22 protein-coding genes are annotated in these 16,672 nt (G+C 62.6%); 15 read left to right on the forward strand and 7 right to left on the reverse strand.

The window, feature by feature from the left end; translation table 11 throughout:
* Positions 1-97 precede the first annotated feature (97 nt).
* The 4 genes from AC3QL3_RS08550 (at position 98) to AC3QL3_RS08565 (ending at position 1,867) form a co-directional block, all read left to right on the forward strand.
* Positions 98-409 (forward strand): hypothetical protein, encoded by a 312-nt coding sequence (locus AC3QL3_RS08550; RefSeq protein ID WP_492897983.1) that lies wholly within the window; start codon positions 98-100, stop codon positions 407-409.
* 74 nt (positions 410-483) lie between these two features.
* The gene (locus AC3QL3_RS08555; protein WP_492897985.1) at positions 484-1,143 is read left to right on the forward strand and encodes a hypothetical protein; all 660 of its coding nucleotides are present in this window, start codon (positions 484-486) and stop codon (positions 1,141-1,143) included.
* Between the two features lie 11 nt (positions 1,144-1,154).
* Complete coding sequence (locus tag AC3QL3_RS08560) at positions 1,155-1,487, forward strand: heavy-metal-associated domain-containing protein (protein WP_492897987.1); 333 nt, start codon at positions 1,155-1,157, stop codon at positions 1,485-1,487.
* Positions 1,484-1,867 carry a hypothetical protein gene (locus tag AC3QL3_RS08565; RefSeq protein ID WP_492897989.1) on the forward strand — a complete coding sequence of 128 codons (384 nt, stop codon included), beginning with the start codon at positions 1,484-1,486 and terminating at the stop codon, positions 1,865-1,867. Before AC3QL3_RS08560 ends, AC3QL3_RS08565 begins: the two co-directional genes overlap by 4 nt.
* 75 nt (positions 1,868-1,942) lie before the next feature.
* Here the strand turns inward: AC3QL3_RS08565 and AC3QL3_RS08570 are convergent, their stop codons facing one another.
* The gene (locus AC3QL3_RS08570; RefSeq protein ID WP_492897991.1) at positions 1,943-2,968 is read right to left on the reverse strand and encodes a hypothetical protein; all 1,026 of its coding nucleotides are present in this window, start codon (positions 2,966-2,968) and stop codon (positions 1,943-1,945) included.
* 121 nt (positions 2,969-3,089) lie between these two features.
* On the opposite strand from AC3QL3_RS08570, the gene hutU reads away from it, so the two are divergent.
* Entirely contained in the window at positions 3,090-4,760 is a 1,671-nt protein-coding gene (gene hutU / locus AC3QL3_RS08575; protein ID WP_492897993.1) for a urocanate hydratase, read from the forward strand.
* 58 nt (positions 4,761-4,818) lie between these two features.
* Here the strand turns inward: hutU and AC3QL3_RS08580 are convergent, their stop codons facing one another.
* From AC3QL3_RS08580 to AC3QL3_RS08590, 3 genes are all read right to left on the reverse strand, one after another.
* A complete protein-coding gene (locus AC3QL3_RS08580; RefSeq protein WP_492897995.1) occupies positions 4,819-5,676 on the reverse strand; it encodes a DNA adenine methylase in 858 nt (285 codons plus the stop codon).
* A gap of 61 nt (positions 5,677-5,737) precedes the next feature.
* The gene (locus AC3QL3_RS08585; RefSeq protein WP_492897997.1) at positions 5,738-7,114 is read right to left on the reverse strand and encodes a hypothetical protein; all 1,377 of its coding nucleotides are present in this window, start codon (positions 7,112-7,114) and stop codon (positions 5,738-5,740) included.
* Between the two features lie 280 nt (positions 7,115-7,394).
* A complete protein-coding gene (locus AC3QL3_RS08590) occupies positions 7,395-7,613 on the reverse strand; it encodes a SymE family type I addiction module toxin (RefSeq protein ID WP_492897999.1) in 219 nt (72 codons plus the stop codon).
* Positions 7,614-8,018: 405 nt separating this feature from the next.
* Between AC3QL3_RS08590 and AC3QL3_RS08595 the strand changes: the two genes are divergently transcribed.
* The 4 genes from AC3QL3_RS08595 to AC3QL3_RS08610 all read left to right on the forward strand — a co-directional run bounded on the left by AC3QL3_RS08595 (position 8,019) and on the right by AC3QL3_RS08610 (position 10,856).
* Entirely contained in the window at positions 8,019-8,750 is a 732-nt protein-coding gene (locus AC3QL3_RS08595; RefSeq protein ID WP_492898001.1) for a hypothetical protein, read from the forward strand.
* A gap of 163 nt (positions 8,751-8,913) precedes the next feature.
* On the forward strand, positions 8,914-9,282 hold the full coding sequence (locus AC3QL3_RS08600; RefSeq protein WP_492898003.1) for a macro domain-containing protein: 369 nt from the start codon (positions 8,914-8,916) through the stop codon (positions 9,280-9,282).
* A 48-nt stretch (positions 9,283-9,330) separates the two neighbouring features.
* Entirely contained in the window at positions 9,331-9,885 is a 555-nt protein-coding gene (locus AC3QL3_RS08605) for a hypothetical protein (protein WP_492898005.1), read from the forward strand.
* A gap of 455 nt (positions 9,886-10,340) precedes the next feature.
* Positions 10,341-10,856 carry a YybH family protein gene (locus AC3QL3_RS08610; protein ID WP_492898007.1) on the forward strand — a complete coding sequence of 172 codons (516 nt, stop codon included), beginning with the start codon at positions 10,341-10,343 and terminating at the stop codon, positions 10,854-10,856.
* Positions 10,857-10,896: 40 nt separating this feature from the next.
* On the opposite strand, the gene AC3QL3_RS08615 is transcribed toward AC3QL3_RS08610, so the two are convergent.
* Positions 10,897-11,328, reverse strand: coding sequence for a VOC family protein (locus tag AC3QL3_RS08615; RefSeq protein ID WP_492898009.1), 432 nt, complete (start codon positions 11,326-11,328; stop codon positions 10,897-10,899).
* Positions 11,329-11,457: 129 nt separating this feature from the next.
* On the opposite strand from AC3QL3_RS08615, the gene AC3QL3_RS08620 reads away from it, so the two are divergent.
* From AC3QL3_RS08620 to AC3QL3_RS08630, 3 genes are all read left to right on the forward strand, one after another.
* Entirely contained in the window at positions 11,458-11,814 is a 357-nt protein-coding gene (locus AC3QL3_RS08620) for a cupin domain-containing protein (protein ID WP_492898011.1), read from the forward strand.
* Between the two features lie 155 nt (positions 11,815-11,969).
* A complete protein-coding gene (locus AC3QL3_RS08625; RefSeq protein WP_492898013.1) occupies positions 11,970-12,386 on the forward strand; it encodes a VOC family protein in 417 nt (138 codons plus the stop codon).
* A gap of 59 nt (positions 12,387-12,445) precedes the next feature.
* Entirely contained in the window at positions 12,446-12,736 is a 291-nt protein-coding gene (locus AC3QL3_RS08630; RefSeq protein ID WP_492898015.1) for a hypothetical protein, read from the forward strand.
* Positions 12,737-12,839: 103 nt separating this feature from the next.
* Here AC3QL3_RS08630 and AC3QL3_RS08635 read toward each other — a convergent pair whose 3' ends face one another.
* Complete coding sequence (locus AC3QL3_RS08635) at positions 12,840-13,589, reverse strand: SPRY domain-containing protein (RefSeq protein ID WP_492898017.1); 750 nt, start codon at positions 13,587-13,589, stop codon at positions 12,840-12,842.
* A 330-nt stretch (positions 13,590-13,919) separates the two neighbouring features.
* Here AC3QL3_RS08635 and AC3QL3_RS08640 point away from each other — a divergent pair, with 330 nt between their 5' ends.
* From AC3QL3_RS08640 to AC3QL3_RS08650, 3 genes are all read left to right on the forward strand, one after another.
* Entirely contained in the window at positions 13,920-14,558 is a 639-nt protein-coding gene (locus AC3QL3_RS08640) for a hypothetical protein (RefSeq protein ID WP_492898019.1), read from the forward strand.
* 151 nt (positions 14,559-14,709) lie between these two features.
* A complete protein-coding gene (gene map / locus AC3QL3_RS08645; RefSeq protein WP_492898021.1) occupies positions 14,710-15,456 on the forward strand; it encodes a type I methionyl aminopeptidase in 747 nt (248 codons plus the stop codon).
* Between the two features lie 26 nt (positions 15,457-15,482).
* Positions 15,483-15,872: a GFA family protein gene (locus tag AC3QL3_RS08650; RefSeq protein WP_492898023.1), complete on the forward strand. Its 390-nt coding sequence runs from the start codon at positions 15,483-15,485 to the stop codon at positions 15,870-15,872.
* 89 nt (positions 15,873-15,961) lie between these two features.
* Here the strand turns inward: AC3QL3_RS08650 and AC3QL3_RS08655 are convergent, their stop codons facing one another.
* Positions 15,962-16,426: a hypothetical protein gene (locus tag AC3QL3_RS08655; RefSeq protein ID WP_492898025.1), complete on the reverse strand. Its 465-nt coding sequence runs from the start codon at positions 16,424-16,426 to the stop codon at positions 15,962-15,964.
* Positions 16,427-16,672 lie beyond the last annotated feature (246 nt).

A 16,672-nucleotide genomic window follows, 5' to 3' on the forward strand; every position in this document is an offset into this window, starting at 1 on the left:
AGCCCGATGGACACGTCGGGATCGCTCGTCGGTGCTGGAGCGCAAATCGATCGGCACGGTCGACGCGCCACGCACCGCGGCGTAAGCTGCGCCGCTGATGAAACCGCGGCGCTCCCTGATCCTTCTGTTCGCCCTGCTGCTCGTCGCGTCCGGCTGGGTCGGTGCGGTCGCGCCCTTGCTCGCTGCGAGCGGGCAGCATTGCGGGCACGCGGATGCATTGGCGCCGTCGGCGCCTTGCTGCGGCGACTGTCACGACGCCTCCGATTGCGCGCAGGTTTGCGCGCCGCTGTTCATCGCATCGGTTTCGCTGAGTCAGCCCAAGCAGGTGCCGCAGCCGGCACCCGCCGATGCGGCCGTCGCGACGCGCTGCTGGATCGCGTTGCCGCAGACGCGACCTCCGATCGCCTGATTCCTTGCCACGTTCGACGACGGCGATTCGTCGCCGCTGCGCGCGTTCGCGCGCGTTTTTTCCGTGGAGGAGTCATGCAATTTCAATTCTCGGGCCGCCGCGCGGCGGCCCTGTTGTGCGCCTGCGCCGCCGTGACGGCGCAGGCGAAGCCGATCGCGTTCGCGAACGGCACCACCGTGATGGCCGAGTACGGCGCCGGCACCATGCTCGAGGCGCAGGCGTTCTACGCGCCGACCTACTGGTTCTCCGCCGGCGGCGGTCATTTGCGTCTGGACAGCGATCTCGAGCGGCGCTCGCGCGACATCGACTACGTGCGCGCGAACTACCTGGTCAAGCGCTGGAACCTCGATGCCGCGCAGGCGAACGTGTTCGTCTGGGGCAGTCTAGGCCGCAGTCGAGGCGACACCTTCGAAGGCAGTCGCCTCGCGCGCAACGCCGGCTTCCAGTTCGACTACGAAACGCGCCGCGTCTACGGCTCGTTCAAGAGCGACCTGTGGGAAAGCGCGGCCTTTTCGCATCGCATCGACACGCTGCAACTCGGCCTCGCGCCCTACGAGCACGACTATCGCGACCTAGCCACCTGGTTCGTCGTGCAGGCGCGCCGCTACACCGGCCGTCTGCACGATGGGACAGAAACGGCATTGCTGCTGCGCTTGTTCAAGGGCGGCACCTGGGTCGAAGCCGGCGTGACCGACGGCGGCAAGCCGCAAGTCATGGCCATGTTCAATTTCTGAGGCGAATCATCATGAAGACGATTGTGAAAATCCTGGGTGCCGTGCTGATGTCCCTCGCCGCGACGACGCAAGCGGCGACGATCGAAATGGACGTCAACGGTCTGGTCTGCGCGTTCTGCGCGCAGGGTATCGAGAAGAAGCTGCGCACGTTCGAGGCCACCGACGACCTCGTCGTCAGCCTCGAACAACGGCTGGTGGCGGTATCGACCAAGCCGGGGCAGGACATCGGCGACGAAGTGCTGCGCAACGCGCTGACCGACGCCGGCTACACGGTGAAGGCGATCCGCCGCGTCGACGAGCCGCTCGATGCGGTGCGCGCGCGCTTGCAGGAGAAACACCGATGAGCGCGTCGCTGCGCAGCAACCTGTGGGCGTCGACGGCGGCGCTGTTGGCCAGCAGCGGCACCTTGCTCTGCTGCGTGCTGCCGGCGGCGATGGTCGCGCTCGGTGCCGGCGCGGCGCTGGCCGGCCTGGTCGGCGCGGTGCCGCAACTGATCTGGCTGAGCGAGCACAAGGCACTGGTGTTCGGCTTCGCCGCGGCGATGCTCGTGTTGGCCGGTGTGATGCTGTGGCGCGCGCGCCGCTTGCCGTGTCCGGCCGATCCGGCGCTGGCGCGCTCGTGCCGACGCTTGCGTCGCTGGAGCACGGCGCTGTACGGCCTCGCGCTGGCTGCCTTCGCGCTCGGCGCCGCGTTCGCGTTCGTGCTGCCGCGGCTGTCGTCGTGAGCGCGGCGTAGTCGTCGCGGTGTTGCGGCTCGCCGCCCTGGCCGTTCGCACGGCAGGGCGGCGAGACCGCAGGCGCTAGTCGTCGAAACCGTCGGCGAAGATCGCGTCCGTCGGCACCGCGAACGGCGTGCCGAGTGAGCTGCCGCCGAGCGCGCTGCCGCTCAGTTGCAGCAGCGGTGCGACGTTGCCGCTGGCGTCGTCGGCGAAGGTGACGACGCGGTTCTGCGCCGGGTCGCCGGAGCCGCTGCCGCTGGCGACCATCAGCCGGCGCAGATAGGGATCGTGGCCGATGCCGTTGACGTAGTAGCCGGGCGGCAGGTCGAGCCCGGTGGCGTCGCCCTCGATCGTGTACAGCGGCGTCGCCTCGCCGCTGGCGTCGTCGGCGAACACGCCGATGCGGACGTGGGTGACATCGCTGCTGCCGTCCCACGGCGCCTGGCACAGCACGAACAAGCGATGCGCGATCGGGTCGTGCGCGAGGCTGATGCAGTTGGCCACGGCGGCGCCGGTGATGCGCCGCGTCGGTGCATCGTAGGAGCCGGCGGTGCGCGCGTGGAAGACCAGCCGATCGTATTCCGACACCACGTATTCGTCGCTGCCCGGCAGGTAGCGCAGCGACAGCGGGTTGTTCAGATCGGTGGCGCTGCCGGGCAGGCCGCCCCAGTTGATGGTGCGGATGGCGAAGGTGCTGTCGCCGCTTGCGTGCAGCGGGTAGGTCGCGATGCAGCAGTTCGAGACGATCACGCCGATCTCGTCCTGCGCGAACACCGGCGCGCTCGCGCGCGTCTGCCCGAACGTGGGCGGGTTGAGCACGCGCAGCGGCGCGACGTCGCCGCGTGCGAAGGCCGGATAGACGCGCAGCGCGCGGCCGTTGAAGTCGGACACGTAGATCAGCTGCTCGTTCGGCTCGTATACGCCGAAGTTCGGCTCGAGCATCTGCGTGTCGGCGCCGGCTAGGAGGTCGAGCGGCGCATCGCTGCCTTGCGCGTTCGCGGCGAAGAAGGCGATCTGCGGCGCGAAGCCGCCGAGCGCCATCTCGGCGCGGGCGCTGGAGCAGGCGAGGGTCGACAAGAGACAAGCAGCAGACAGCAAGAGGCGCATCGTGGCGGGCTCGGTTGGGAGGTGTTCTCCCTCTACGCAAAAGCGCGCTGCAAACCTCAAACCGCGAACCCCGCCGTGGGGTCGATGCCTATAATCGCGGCCTGCCTCACGGAGATCCGCCATGAACGCCCCGACCCGCATCGACACCACCCGCACCATCCGCGCGCCGCGCGGCAGCGAACTTTCCTGCAAGAGCTGGCTGACCGAAGCCGCGTTCCGCATGATCCAGAACAACCTCGATCCCGAGGTGGCGGAGAACCCGCACGAGCTGGTCGTTTACGGCGGCATCGGCCGCGCCGCGCGCAACTGGGAGTGCTTCGACGCGATCCTGCGTTCTTTGCGCGAACTCAATGACGACGAGACGCTGCTGATCCAGTCCGGCAAGCCGGTCGGCGTGTTCCCCACGCACAAGGACGCGCCGCGCGTGCTCTTGGCCAATTCCAACCTGGTGCCGCACTGGGCCACGTGGGAGCACTTCAACGAGCTGGATAAGAAGGGACTGATGATGTACGGCCAGATGACGGCCGGATCGTGGATCTACATCGGCTCGCAGGGCATCGTGCAGGGCACCTACGAAACCTTCGTCGAACTCGGTCGCCAGCACTACGGCGGCTCGCTCAAAGGGCGTTGGATCCTCACTGCCGGCCTCGGCGGTATGGGCGGTGCGCAGCCGCTGGCCGCCTCGCTCGCCGGCGCCTGCTCGCTCAACATCGAATGCCGCCAGAGCAGCATCGACTTCCGTCTGAAGACGCGCTACGTCGACGAGCAAGCCAGCGACATCGACGACGCGCTCGCGCGCATCGCCAAGTACACGAAGGCGGGCGAGGCGAAGTCGATCGCGCTGCTCGGCAACGCCGCCGACGTGCTGCCCGAGCTGGTCAAGCGCGGCGTGAAGCCCGACGCCGTCACCGACCAGACCAGCGCGCACGATCCGGTGCACGGCTACCTGCCGATCGGCTGGACCGTCGAGCACTGGCTGGCCGAGCAGAAGACCAATCCCGAGAAGGTGCGCGACGCGGCGAAGAAATCGATGCGCGTGCACGTGGAGGCGATGCTCGCCTTCCACGCGCAAGGAATCCCGACCGTCGACTACGGCAACAACATCCGCCAGATGGCCAAGGACGAAGGCTGCACCAACGCGTTCGACTTCCCCGGCTTCGTGCCGGCTTACGTGCGCCCGCTGTTCTGCCGCGGCGTCGGCCCGTTCCGCTGGGTGGCGCTGTCGGGCGACCCGGAAGACATCTACAAGACCGACGCCAAGGTGAAGGAGCTGATCCCCGACGACGCACACCTGCACAACTGGCTCGACATGGCGCGCGAGCGCATCAAGTTCCAAGGTCTGCCTGCACGCATCTGCTGGGTCGGCTTAGGCCAGCGTCACAAGCTCGGCCTCGCCTTCAACGAGATGGTGCGCAAGGGCGAGCTGAAGGCGCCGGTCGTGATCGGCCGCGACCACCTCGATTCCGGCTCGGTCGCGAGCCCGAACCGCGAGACCGAGGCGATGAAGGACGGCAGCGACGCGGTGTCCGATTGGCCCTTGCTCAATGCGCTGCTCAACACCGCCGGCGGCGCGACCTGGGTGTCGCTGCACCACGGCGGCGGCGTAGGGATGGGCTATTCACAGCATTCGGGCGTCGTCATCGTCTGCGACGGCAGCGAGGAGGCCGACCGGCGCATTGCGCGCGTGCTGTGGAACGATCCGGGCACGGGCGTGATGCGGCATGCGGATGCGGGGTATGAGATTGCGCAGCGGTGTGCGAGGGATCAGGGGGTTAAGTTGCCGATGGGGTGAGGTGGGGGAGAAGTGACTCTGACCCCGCTCTCGCAGCAAGTCGCAGCACACCGGGGAATTACGCAGCCTCGGCTCGAGAAGGAACGATCTCTAAAGGGAGACGTAGCTGCTTGGAGAAGAACATCACCTCGGCGCCTTCGTAGCGGTTTTGAGCGCTGTAGCGTAGACCAAACGTGCGATAGCGATAGGCCTGGTACATCTTACGGATCTCGGGCACGTTGTCGTAGGACACAATCCAATGCTGCTGGATCGTTGCGACCTGCTCGGCGATGGCCGCATGGTCGTCGTGGCGGTAATGGTCTTCATACAGACCCTTGCCTTTCACATAGTACGGTGGATCGAGATAAACCAGCGACCGCTTCGGCAGGGTAGGAAGTAGCTGAGCGATCAAGTCGGTTGCGTCGAGTCGATGCAAGGAGATGCTGTGCCGAAGTGCGGCAATGCGTTCGATTCGATAGATCAAATTGGCCTTGTTGAAGCGGGCGTTCAACTTCCATGGGCCGTCCTGCTCTTTGCCGCCAATGACACCTCCCATGATGATCCCGGACCGGTTGGTCCGGTTGAGGAAGAAGGTGGAGTAGGCGAGGTCTAGGCTGTCGGCGTTGGGATCCTGCTGGACCGCCCGCTGCCGGTGCCAATGCGCCATCGACACTCGTTCGCTGCGAATGCGCGCGCATAGGCGGTCGGTATCGTTGAGCACGGCCAACCAGAACGCATGCACAGACCGGTTGAGGTCATTGATGTGGACATGCGATGCGTACTCGAGCGTCAGTAACGACAACGCGACCGCGGACCCGCCAGCGTAGGGCTCGACGTAGTGACCACCGGTCAGGCCGTTGGTCTCCATGACGTCGGCGACGCACTGCGACAACCGACCTTTGCCGCCGGGGTAGCGTAAAGGAGTATTAAACTGCATGGGCGCTCCCCGAGGTGTTTGCCAGGGCTTAGATAGCAAAAATGGACACTGATGGCCAGCGCTATTTCTTGAGCGTCTGCAGAGTGTCGAACAGCAGGGATAGGTACGGGTGCCAACGCGCCCAGATGCGCTTGACCTCCTTGGAATCGGGGTCGGACTTGATGTGGTGGATAAAGTCGTGGAGTGCCTGCACGGAGTGCAGCACATCGCTGGTCGACAAGGCCTTGCGTACCTCCTTCAGCGCCGGATCATTGCTGGCAGGATCCAGCAACTTCAGTGCGACGCTGATCTTTTCCTTGAGTGAGATACCGATGTCGGACCAGTAGCGTCGCCCTTTGTCGGCGTGCGCTTTTGGCAGCGGGGCCTTGGCCTCGGTCAGGTAGTGGTCGGTGCTCAGCTCCAGGAACACGCGGGTCAGGATCGCCGCACTATTGGGCAAGTTGTCCGGATTCAGGTGCCGCGCCTCATCGTACAGCGCATTCAAGCGTGGCTCTGAGATCACCAGGATGAACTCTCGACCACGCAAGGCCAAGGTGGTGCGCGCCAGCGGCGAGGCGGCACGCTGCTTGGTTTTGGTCGTCTTTGTCGTCTTGTGCTTGGCGGTCCCACTATGGGGTGGTTCATCGGTCGGGTCGGCTAACACCGCGTGGTCGGCGAACTCGTCGATAAAGTCCTTGCGATCGGAGAGGTGCCGGATCTTGTCGACTGTGAAGCCGGCGACCGCCATGCGCTTGACCATGCGCAGCAGCAACTCGTCGCCCCGCTTCTGGTCGCCGTTGTCATAGGTGATCGCGCCATTCTTCTCGATCTTCACGCCGAGGGCGGAGGCGAGGTATGGCATATGGAAGACGCGATCCAGGTTCGTGGTCTGTCGGCTCAAGGACGCTTCCAGCGTCCCGGGAAGCAGGCGACGCGCGCGGAGATGATCCAGGATCGCGCGGGATGGGCGGATCTTGCCGCGGAACGCGTCGGCCCGACCGGTGGCTGTTGCACCCCATTGGGCAACGCCTCGCCCGCCCAAGTCGCGATGCTTGCGTTCGATCCACACGAAGGCCGATTCCTTGTCGTCCATGACCACGCAGCTGACTCGCTTGAGCGGCTTGAGCGCGTACTGCTTGGCAAGTGCAACGAACCGAGTATGCACGCTTGTCCCAGAGGCCAGCGCTGGGTTTTCCAGAAGCCTGATCGCGGTCATCCGTCGATTGCCTTCGCATACGACGAAACGGCCCTTCTTGTCCGGGTCCGGGCACACGATGAACAGCTCGGCCGGACTGAGTCCCAGCTTGATGATGTCGTCGGCCAGGTTGGCGATGTCTTCGCCTTCTTCTAGGATCATCGCGTGATAGGCATCACGCGTGGTTTCCTGATCCCCGATCCGGAAATTCCCCAAGTCCACCGACAACAGACCGGTTTCCAGCTCTTTTCTTTGCGGCTGCATCGCTCCCCCTTCAGACCAGATCCCCAAGACTGGCTGCGCGACTATAGATTAGTTGCGCGCACTAAGAGAATACCTGTGACCCGTACTCCCATAGGAAATGTCCAAGGAACAGGGTCAGACTAACTTTCCAAAGCAAGCAAACGAGGGCAAAGTGCCTTTCTCCGTTGCACGGATCGTTAGCGCTAACTCAAGTAGGCTTGTCCGCAATTCCTCTTATGCTGTTTAGTTCGATGCTGGGTGGATGGACCAAGTGGTTTCGGTCCATCCGCCCGAGATCGGATCAGCTCACAGAAATAGGAACGATCGTGATGCATCCGTCGGCTATTTGGATGCTTACCTTCTGACCAACGGCAAACCCGGCTTGCCGTAGCCAGTGACCACGCAAGCGCAGGTAGGGAACCGGCAATCGTTTTGGCCGGCGACTGCGGCGGTGCGTGTAGAAGCTATAGCTGATCGTGAGTAGGCGGTGCTTGAGAGAGGGACGGGTTCGAGCAGCCATGGTGGCCTCCTAGCGGTTCGTTGACTCACGCCCTTGTTGAGAGGGCGGCCGAGTACTTCAACACCGCCGCTAGACGGCCCCCAGCTTTCCCCGGCAAGCCGGGTCTTGTATCACTGGACGCTACTCGACCATAGAAAAACTATGGGCGTAAAAAATCCGCGATGACAGCCGCGGGCACTGCTAGCGGGTAAGGTGTGTTGAGCACCTAGTAATGTAAGCTAACGCTTGGCGTGTGGCAGGTCAACTATCGGGCCCGTCCATGAATTCATTTGGAGGCGGATTCGTTTTTTTTGTTGTCAGGGCGGAACGGAATCGCGGCTTTCGTGCGATATGGTTGACAAGGAGGTGACTCAGTTTCTCACCGTGGCTCCCGTCAATTAAAGCGTTAGATCTTTGAGGGAAAGAATGTCTGTTACTGACAATATCTATTGGACGTTCACTGCTGCTGCTCAGAGTGTGGCGGCCTTCATTGCCGTCCTCTTGACCGGATACACACTCGGCAGTGACCTTTTGCGTTCATGGCGCGCGGCCGACGAGTCTTTGGAAGACGTTGAAGTCGCACTCAAGAGAAAAGTTCATCGTCAGCTAACCGTTTTGTCCGTCGTCACTGGAAGCTCCATCGTTCTCTGCCTTCTGATTGTTTACTTGAACGGCGACTACGCTATTCCTCTCTGGGTGCAAGGTCTAGCGGGCCTTCTTGTATGCGCATCGATAGTTGGCGCGCTTTGGTTTGTAATTAACCTAATTGATCCTGATAAATACCGGAAAGCCGCGAAGGCCGAGCTTAAAGAGATGCCCGGTGAAGACAAACAGTCACAGCCTTCGAATGAGTTCTTCAAAGCGTTTGTCGCGCTCGAGCGCTCTATTCGTGACTATTTGCGCGATCAGCGCTTGTATGTGCCGAGTAGAGGCGCTGGAAGAATGAGCTACTCATTCCGACAAATGGTGGATGCTTTGCTTTTAAATGAGCGCATTGATAGCACTTTTCGGGAAGAGCTGATGGAAATTAGTAAGTATAGAAATCTGGTCTTCCACGGCCACCTCGATCACGCAGACCCGAGAATGATAGATAGGGCTAAGGCGGCTGGTGCACGCGTCGATGAGCTGTCCAGGATTGGGGGCAGAGTAACTTTCTAAAAACATCTCATCGCAGCTGCAGTCGCTTATCTCTGACGCTAACCACCAACATTCCATGTAGCCCCAAATCGTCAACGGCGACCTGCTCGACCAAGACACCGACGTCATCGTCAACGCCTGGAACCGCAACATCATTCCGTGGTGGCTCCTCCTGCGTCAAGGCGTGTCAGGCGCCATCAAACGCCGCGCCGGCTACAGGCCCTTTATCGAGGTTGGCCGTGCCGGCCCGATTCCGCTCGGCGGCGCGGTCATCACTTCTGCTGGCCGTCTGCCGTTCAAGGCGATCGTTCACGTCGCCGGCATCGACATGCTGTGGCGCGCGTCGCCTGCGTCGATTCAAGGCTCTGTCCGTTCGGCCATGTCGCTCGTGTCGGAGCGTGGCTTTTCGTCCGTTGCCTTCCCGGTGTTGGGTGCGGGTTCCGGCGGCTACGAGCAGGCTTCGGCGTTGGAGCTCATGCTTGCCGCGTTCCGGGAGATTTCTGCGCCTATTCGGGTAAAGATCGCGGTGTTCGGCAAGCGGGGCGGCGTCTAACGATGTGTCGAAGCGGACCGCTGGGTTCGCGAAGAATTGGGGGCGTGCATGTTCATTCGCGACTACAACAACAAGGACGATTGGAGCGTCGAGGCCGTCCAAGAGCGATATCTGGAGCATTGCCGCGAGTTGGGTGTTCGGACGCCTAGACGGATACTGCCCAAGATCTATACGCGTACCGGCATAACTTGGATCTATCCGATCATGGAGCCGGTGATAGAGGGCATCAGGGTGGGTGATCCGGCTTGCGCCACACTTGGCGTGGAGTTCATCGAGCAGGACAGCCGATTTCCGTTTGGCCGAGCGCTTAAGAGCCAGACGGCGCGAGCGCTGAAGAGCATAGAGCTACCGCGAGCACTTGGTGCCCGTATCAGGCACCGTGTCGCAGAAATGCTGGCCGCTGGGGACACACCGCGCGAGTTCAGAGAGTACGCTCGCTTGCTTCGGAAGGTCGGCTTTGACGAGCTTTGGCCTGCCATGGTGGCTTCGGCACCATTGGGTAACAAGTACGCGATGCGTTACTTTGCCTATTTTCGTGCGATCCAAGAGCGTTCCGCTGCCGTCTTTCCTGATGAACACGAGAAGATTCTTTCTCGTCGCTAGAACCAGCCCACTCGAGAGCGCAGATGATCGTTGCACGAAGGCTACTCGAGATCGTCCTGATACTCGCCGCAACGCTATCCGGCTGTGCGTCTGCACCTGCCGTCATTCACGTGCCGTCATCCAAGTCGGCCAACATGGATCGTACGGATACTGGCAGGGCTTGCATTGACGATAGGGAATGTGAACGGTTCTGCTCGGCGCCCTTCGACTCAAACGCTGGCCAGGCCGTGCGAGGGGAATGTTCAAACAATGCCGTCGAGCGATGCAGGGTTCTGCACGTCGTCGACGGCAAGGCGCAGTTGGTTTGTGTCGAGTAGCTGCCACCCCAACGATCGGATAAGTGACCCGGATCTCGTTTCGGCCGGCTGTCTAGCAACTAGCTCGAGCTGATGTCACGTCGCGACGCGGCTTCACTGAGGCGTTAGATCGTTAACACTCCGAAGGGATTGAGACATATGAGCCGTCCGATACTCGCTGCCATCGTCTTCGCGTTGATGCTGGTAGCGCCATCGCTGCTTGCGCAGAACGCCCCGGCACCAAACACCACCAAAGACCTTCCCAGCATCGCACTACCCCCCGAGCTGGACCGAGTCCTCCGCGACTACGAACGCGCATGGCGCGCACGCGACGCGGCGGCTCTGTCCGCGCTGTTCGCGGAGGACGGCTTCGTGCTGCAAAGCAACCGTCCGCCGGTACGCGGACGCACCGCGATCCGGGCTTCCTACGAAGGCGAAGGAGGCGGCCAGTTACGTTTGCGCGCACTCGCTTTCGCCGCCGGAGACACGATCGCCTACATCGTCGGCGGCTACGGCTACGGCGACAAACCCGGTGACGTCGGAAAGTTCACCCTCACTCTGCGACGAGCGCCGGGCGAGCCGTGGCTGATCTACTCGGACATGGACAACCAGAACGCCGCGCCCAAGCCGCGCGGCGCGGCGCCTGCGCCTGCTGCACCTGCGCCGGCGCAGTAGACGCTGCGGTCTGTGACGCCAGCGGATTGTTCCGCAGCCGCTACGAATTCTTGCCGAGCGGTTGCGCCAATCCGATGAGCAGCCCCTCGGGCCCGCGGATGTAGCAGAGCCGATACACGTCCTCGTACTGAACCACTTCGCCGACCAGCTGCGCGCCGCGCTTGTAGAGTCGGGCAAGCACGTCGTCGAGGTCGCTCACGGCGAACATGGCGCGCAGGTAGCCGAGCGCGTTCACCGGCGCGTTGCGGTGATCGGAAATTACGGGCGGCGCGAGAAAGCGCGAGAGTTCGAGGCGGCTGTGGCCGTCGGGCGTGACCATCATGGCGATCTCGACGCGCTGATTGCCGAGGCCGGTGATGCGCCCGGCCCATTCTCCTTCGACTCTGGCGCGTCCCTCCAGCTTCAGGCCGAGCTCGGTGAAGAAGGCGACGGCATCGTCGAGGGATTCGACCACGATGCCGATGTTGTCCATTCGTAGCAATGTGCTTTGCGTCATGATTTCAGTCGTGTCCTTGGTGAGGAGAAGATCGGGGCCAGAGTATCTTTTCTTCGCGGCGCTTGCCGATCACCATCCGCCCAATTCAAGCCGGAACTTGAGGAAATGATGCGCCCGTCCGACAAGAGCAACGCCGATCACTACGTCTGGGGCGGTGTCTGCGACGGCTGGCATCTGCTCAAGTCCGCCGATCTCAGCGTCATCCAGGAACGAGTGCCGCCCGGCGCGAGCGAGACGAGGCATTTCCACACGAAGGCCAGGCAGTTCTTCTACGTGCTCTCAGGCACGGCGACCATCGAGTTCGCGGACGGCGAGGTCACATTCGGCCCCATGCAAGGCGTGCACGTGGAGCCTGGGATCGCTCACCGCTTCAGAAACAAGGGCGCCGCGGACGTGGAGTTCCTGGTCATTTCCAGTCCGCCCACGGCGGGCGATCGGACCAATCTCGACTCGGCCGCGTAGCCGCTCGTTCCTGCCGGCGATGTTGCGACTGAACCGATTCAGCCGCGGAGCCGAGATCGCGATTGCGCAAACAGGCTCGGGTTCACGTACGACGACTTAGGTTCGAAGCGCGGCTCACCAGCGTGGGCGGTGCGAGCGACCCAACGGAGGCGGTGATGAAAGCGATAGTCCAACTCGAGTTCAATGGTCAGTGCCGCGAAGCGTTCGAGTTCTACGCGAAGGTGTTCGAGGGCGAGATCAAGGTGGTGAACCCTATGGGCACGGCGCAAGACCCGCCACTACCGCCGGGGTCGAAGCCCGCGGGTGCCGAGCGCATTCGATTCGCGCAGTTGCAGTTCGGCGACAACGTGATTCAAGCCAACGACATGCCCGAGGACGACGTCAGGGACATGCGCGGATTCAACATCGCGCTGCATGTGCAAACGAATGCTGAGGCTCATCGTCTGTTCGACGCTTTGGCGGAGGGCGGGCAGGTGGATACGCCGCTTTCCGAAGTGGCATGGTCGTCCGCATTCGGACTCGTGCGCGATCGCTTCGGGACGCCATGGCTCATCCTCGCACTCGATAATTAGAGAAATGAAGTCGGAGCACCTAGTCGGATGACCCTCACTCCATGCTCGGGCTTCGCTCGATGAAACAAGTCTCGCGTTGGTCCATCCCTGTTGCTTCGCTGAGCAGCGCCGCCATCCTTGCCATCACTCTGAACCACTACCTTCAAGCTCACCGTTTGGGTAATCCGGGCGGCTACGTTCCAGCCTTTCTCGGGTCTGCCGCCACTGGTGTTATCGCAAGCGTGTGTAGCTATTTCTCGGCTCCGCCGGACGCGCGTTCCGGTTTTGCTTCGGTTCTTATCGGTGCGATCACCGCATCGGTGTTTTTCGGGATTGTCCTAGTTGCCCTGGTCTCAGGCTTCGGTAGTTAGCCGATGAGAGCGTGATGAGACGAGGTTAGGACACGGTTCCACTTGGCCTTGGCCACCGGAACTGACTCGATAGTGGGCTTCACCCCAATTCTTGCGCACGCGGCTACTGCGGAAGTTCGAAGCCATCCCGCAGGATGAGATCGTCGACGAAAATGCCAGGATGCGCCCCGGCGGGAACTTCGTAGACGAAGGGCGACGCACCGAAATTCGCCGTCACGTAGCCGATGCCGGAAATGGGCGAGGGGATCTGGCCCACGGCGCTGGCGATCGGAAACTGCGGTGTCTGGCTGAAGAATCCCGGAAGGGGCGTCGCGGAAACCCAAGGCCCTGCAGCGTTCGCAATTTGGTACTCGCCCGTATCCGCATCGAGCAGATGCCTGACCACCGCATTGTTCGAAACCGACGCGACGTTGGCCAGCACCTGGCCGCCGACGAGGATGTCGCCGGCGCGATTGGTGCCGACCGCGCGTGCGCCATTGCCCAATGCGCCGGGCGGCGCTTCGAGATTCCAGTCCGAGTAGGCGAGACCGGATTGAACATCCGAAAGACCGATCGTGGTGTGGGAGTACGTCGTCTCCCAATACCAAACGCCCGTGTCGACGGAAAGCGTTGCACGGGCGCTGCCCCAATCACGGCTGCCATTGCTGATCGTCAGGCGATCGGCGGAGATTTCGAGCCGCTCGCTCGCGTCCTCAGGATTCCACGTCGCATAGAGGCGCGGAGCCGGCTCGCTGGCGGTGGCGAGCGCGGGAAGAATGCCAAATACCAGCGCTGCGACCGAGGTCGAATTGCGAAGGCTCATCGTCGTAACCCCTGTTTCGCCCTCCGCTTGCGCTTGGACGTGGGCGCGCATCGTCCAGCAATCCCGGCGTAGGGTCAAACGCGTGCGTACGCACATCACGCACGGCGATAGGGGATCTTCGGAGCTGCCGTGGGCGGTGATCGCATGATGTGTAACCCTGGATTTCTCGGCATTTGCCAACTCAGGCGCGAGTGGCAACAGTAGGACTACGGTGTAGCTGGGATTGGGCCGAAGATTTTTTGAAAAGTACGAACCATCTCTCGTAGTTTGCTGGAGGTTGCGGTACGGGAGACCGTTGACGATGTGCTTTCGGCGAGGCTCGGCGTTGCCGAGCTCGACACGACGAGGCGCACAGTTCCGCGAAGGCTATAGGGGAGGGCTATGAAATCCGAGCATCGTTTCCATTCGTACGTCACCATGGCCACGGTCACGGTGATGTATTTCGTCATCGAGTATGCGGTTCCCGCGATCCGTGGGATGCCGCTGGTGGCGCCGTACGTGAAGCCGATCGGCGCCTTGCTGCTATCGGCTGGCGTCTACAAGCTGCTCGCTTCGTTCCTCCTGGCCATCTCGAAGCGGTTCAAGTTCGTGAAGCAACATATTCTCGGTGCGGCCTATCTGAACGGAACTTGGATCGGAAGTTTTTCGGCATCCGACAACTCGGTCATCTATACCGTGGAGCATTTCGAGCAAACGCTGTCTTCGCTGAAAGTCCGCGGACAAGCCTACCGAGCCGATGGGGTGACGTACGCGTTCTGGAGGTCGTTGGCGGAAACCGTCGATGCCGAGGCCGGCGTACTGACGTATACCTATGAGTGCGACAAGACCGGCAGCAAGAGCTCGTTTCAGGGGATCGGTACGTTTCAATTCGAGCGCAAAGACGAATCGAGCGCTCCGACGAGGATAAGCGGCTATTCGGCCGATCTCGTGGACGGGAAACGGTCTGAGAACACAGAAACCAAGATCTCCGACGACCTTGTGCCTTTCCTCGAGGCATTTGCGAGGGCCAAGGGCAGCTGACCTTCGCCTTCGTCGAGGGATGTGCAAAAGGCGATGACGGTGTCGGTCGTGATCGTGTCAACGTTTCGTCGGCGCCGGCAGGCAGCGGTGTTGTACTTCCTTTAGGTGAAGTCGGCGATACTGGCGGGTAACTCGGATCCCAAGCCACCCCATGACCATCGAAACCGAAGACGACGTCGTCGCACTCAAGCGCATCGGCCGCATCGTTTCCAGCGTGCTGCACGAGATGCTCGACGTGGCCGAGCCCGGCATGACCACGCGCGAGCTGGATGCCTTCGGCGCACGCCTGCTCGAACGGCACGGCGCGCGCTCGGCGCCGATGCTCACTTACGACTTCCCCGGCGCGACCTGCATCAGCATCAACGAGGAGGCCGCGCACGGCATCCCGGGCGATCGGGTGATCCGTCCCGGCGACGTGTTGAACGTCGACGTTTCCGCCGAACTGGACGGCTACTTCGCCGACACCGGCGGCACGCGCGTGGTGCCGCCGACCAATGCGCAGAAGACGCGCTTGTGCCACGCCACGCGCATCGCGCTCGAGCAGGCGATGCGACAGGCGCGTGCCGGGTGGCCGATCAACGGCATCGGTGCCGCCATCCAGCACACGGCCAAGACCTACGGCTTCCGCGTCATCGAAAACCTCGGCAGCCACGGCGTCGGCCGCGCCTTGCACGAAGCGCCCGAGCACATTCCCGGCTACTTCGATCCGGCCGACGAGCGCCTCTTGAGCGAGGGCATGGTGATCACGATCGAACCGTTTCTATCCACGAAAAGCCGCCTCGTCACCGAGACCTCTGATGGATGGACCCTGGTCGGCGCGCCCGGCAATCTTTCGGCGCAGTACGAGCACACCATGATCATCACGCGCGGCGAGCCGATCGTCGTCACTCGGCACTGAATCGTCGAAAACTGGGGAGCGCGACCGTGATCGAAGGATCCTGCCTCTGCGGCTCGGTGCATTGGACGTTCGCAGGTACGCCCGATGGTGCGACGGCCTGCAATTGCACGGCCTGCCGGCGCTACGGCGTGTTATGGGCCTACGACTACGAGAACGAAGGTATTACGGTCTCCGGCCCGACACAGCCGTTCGCGCGAGGTCAAGCACTCGATTTCCATTTCTGCCCCACCTGCGGCTGCATCGTGTTCTGGCGCGGCAAGCGCCTCGACGAAGAGGGGCGCCGCCGGATCGCGGTCAATCTGCGTTTGGCTGAGCCCGCTGCGGTGGCAGCCGTTCCTATCGATCACTTCGACGGGCTGGACACGTTCGAGGATCTGCCGCGTGACGGTCGCTGCGTCGCCGACTATTGGTTCTAGAAGAACAGGCGAGCGGTGGGGTCGCGCCTTTGCTGACGGTGGCGGCGACCGGCACGGTTCGGATAGGCAGCACCGGTGGTGCGTTCGAATCAACGCGCAGGAATCACCATCCGAAGCATGTCGGGCAAGCTCACGCCCAAACGCCGGCGAACCTTCGCCAGCGCCGCGGCATCGGCCACGGCCAAGGTCGTTTCCCCGCGCTTGCGCACGACGGGATCGGGATCGCCGGCCGCAGGAAATACGAAGCTGAGCCGCATCACTCCGCAACTGGGCGTCGAATCGTCGCAGACGATTTCCAGCATCGTGCCCGGCGCGTTGTCCGCCTGCGCGGTACCAGTGAGCTCGAAGGTGAGATGGACGATGCGAGTCCCTGCGAGAGCATCCCGCTCAAGCCGATCGGCGAGACGGAAGCCCGATTGCTCGTAGGCGTCGACATACGCGCTTTCGATCTGCTGCAGCGATGCGCCGGGATGGGCGACTATGGGGATGACAGGAGTGAGCGCCGTGGCGACCTGGCCGAGGGCGGCGCCCAGCAAGCAGCCGAAAGCGAGCAAGACGGAGCGAGTGCGCATACTGGAAATCTCCAGATAGGGAAAACTCAGGTAACGGGGCCGCAGCCGCGCTGGGGTTCGGCCAAAGACCCATATCGAACGAGATCGGAATGCGTTTGGAGTGGCGCCGGTCGTCGCCGCTGGCCGAATCGACAAACCGATTCCGTTTCCTGTCGATTCCGCCCTCGGTGGATCGTCATACCGTCATCACCGACCATTGCGGGCCTCGTCCTCTACCCCGCGCCGGTG

This window comes from Dokdonella sp. GW821-FHT11D02, assembly GCF_058808595.1.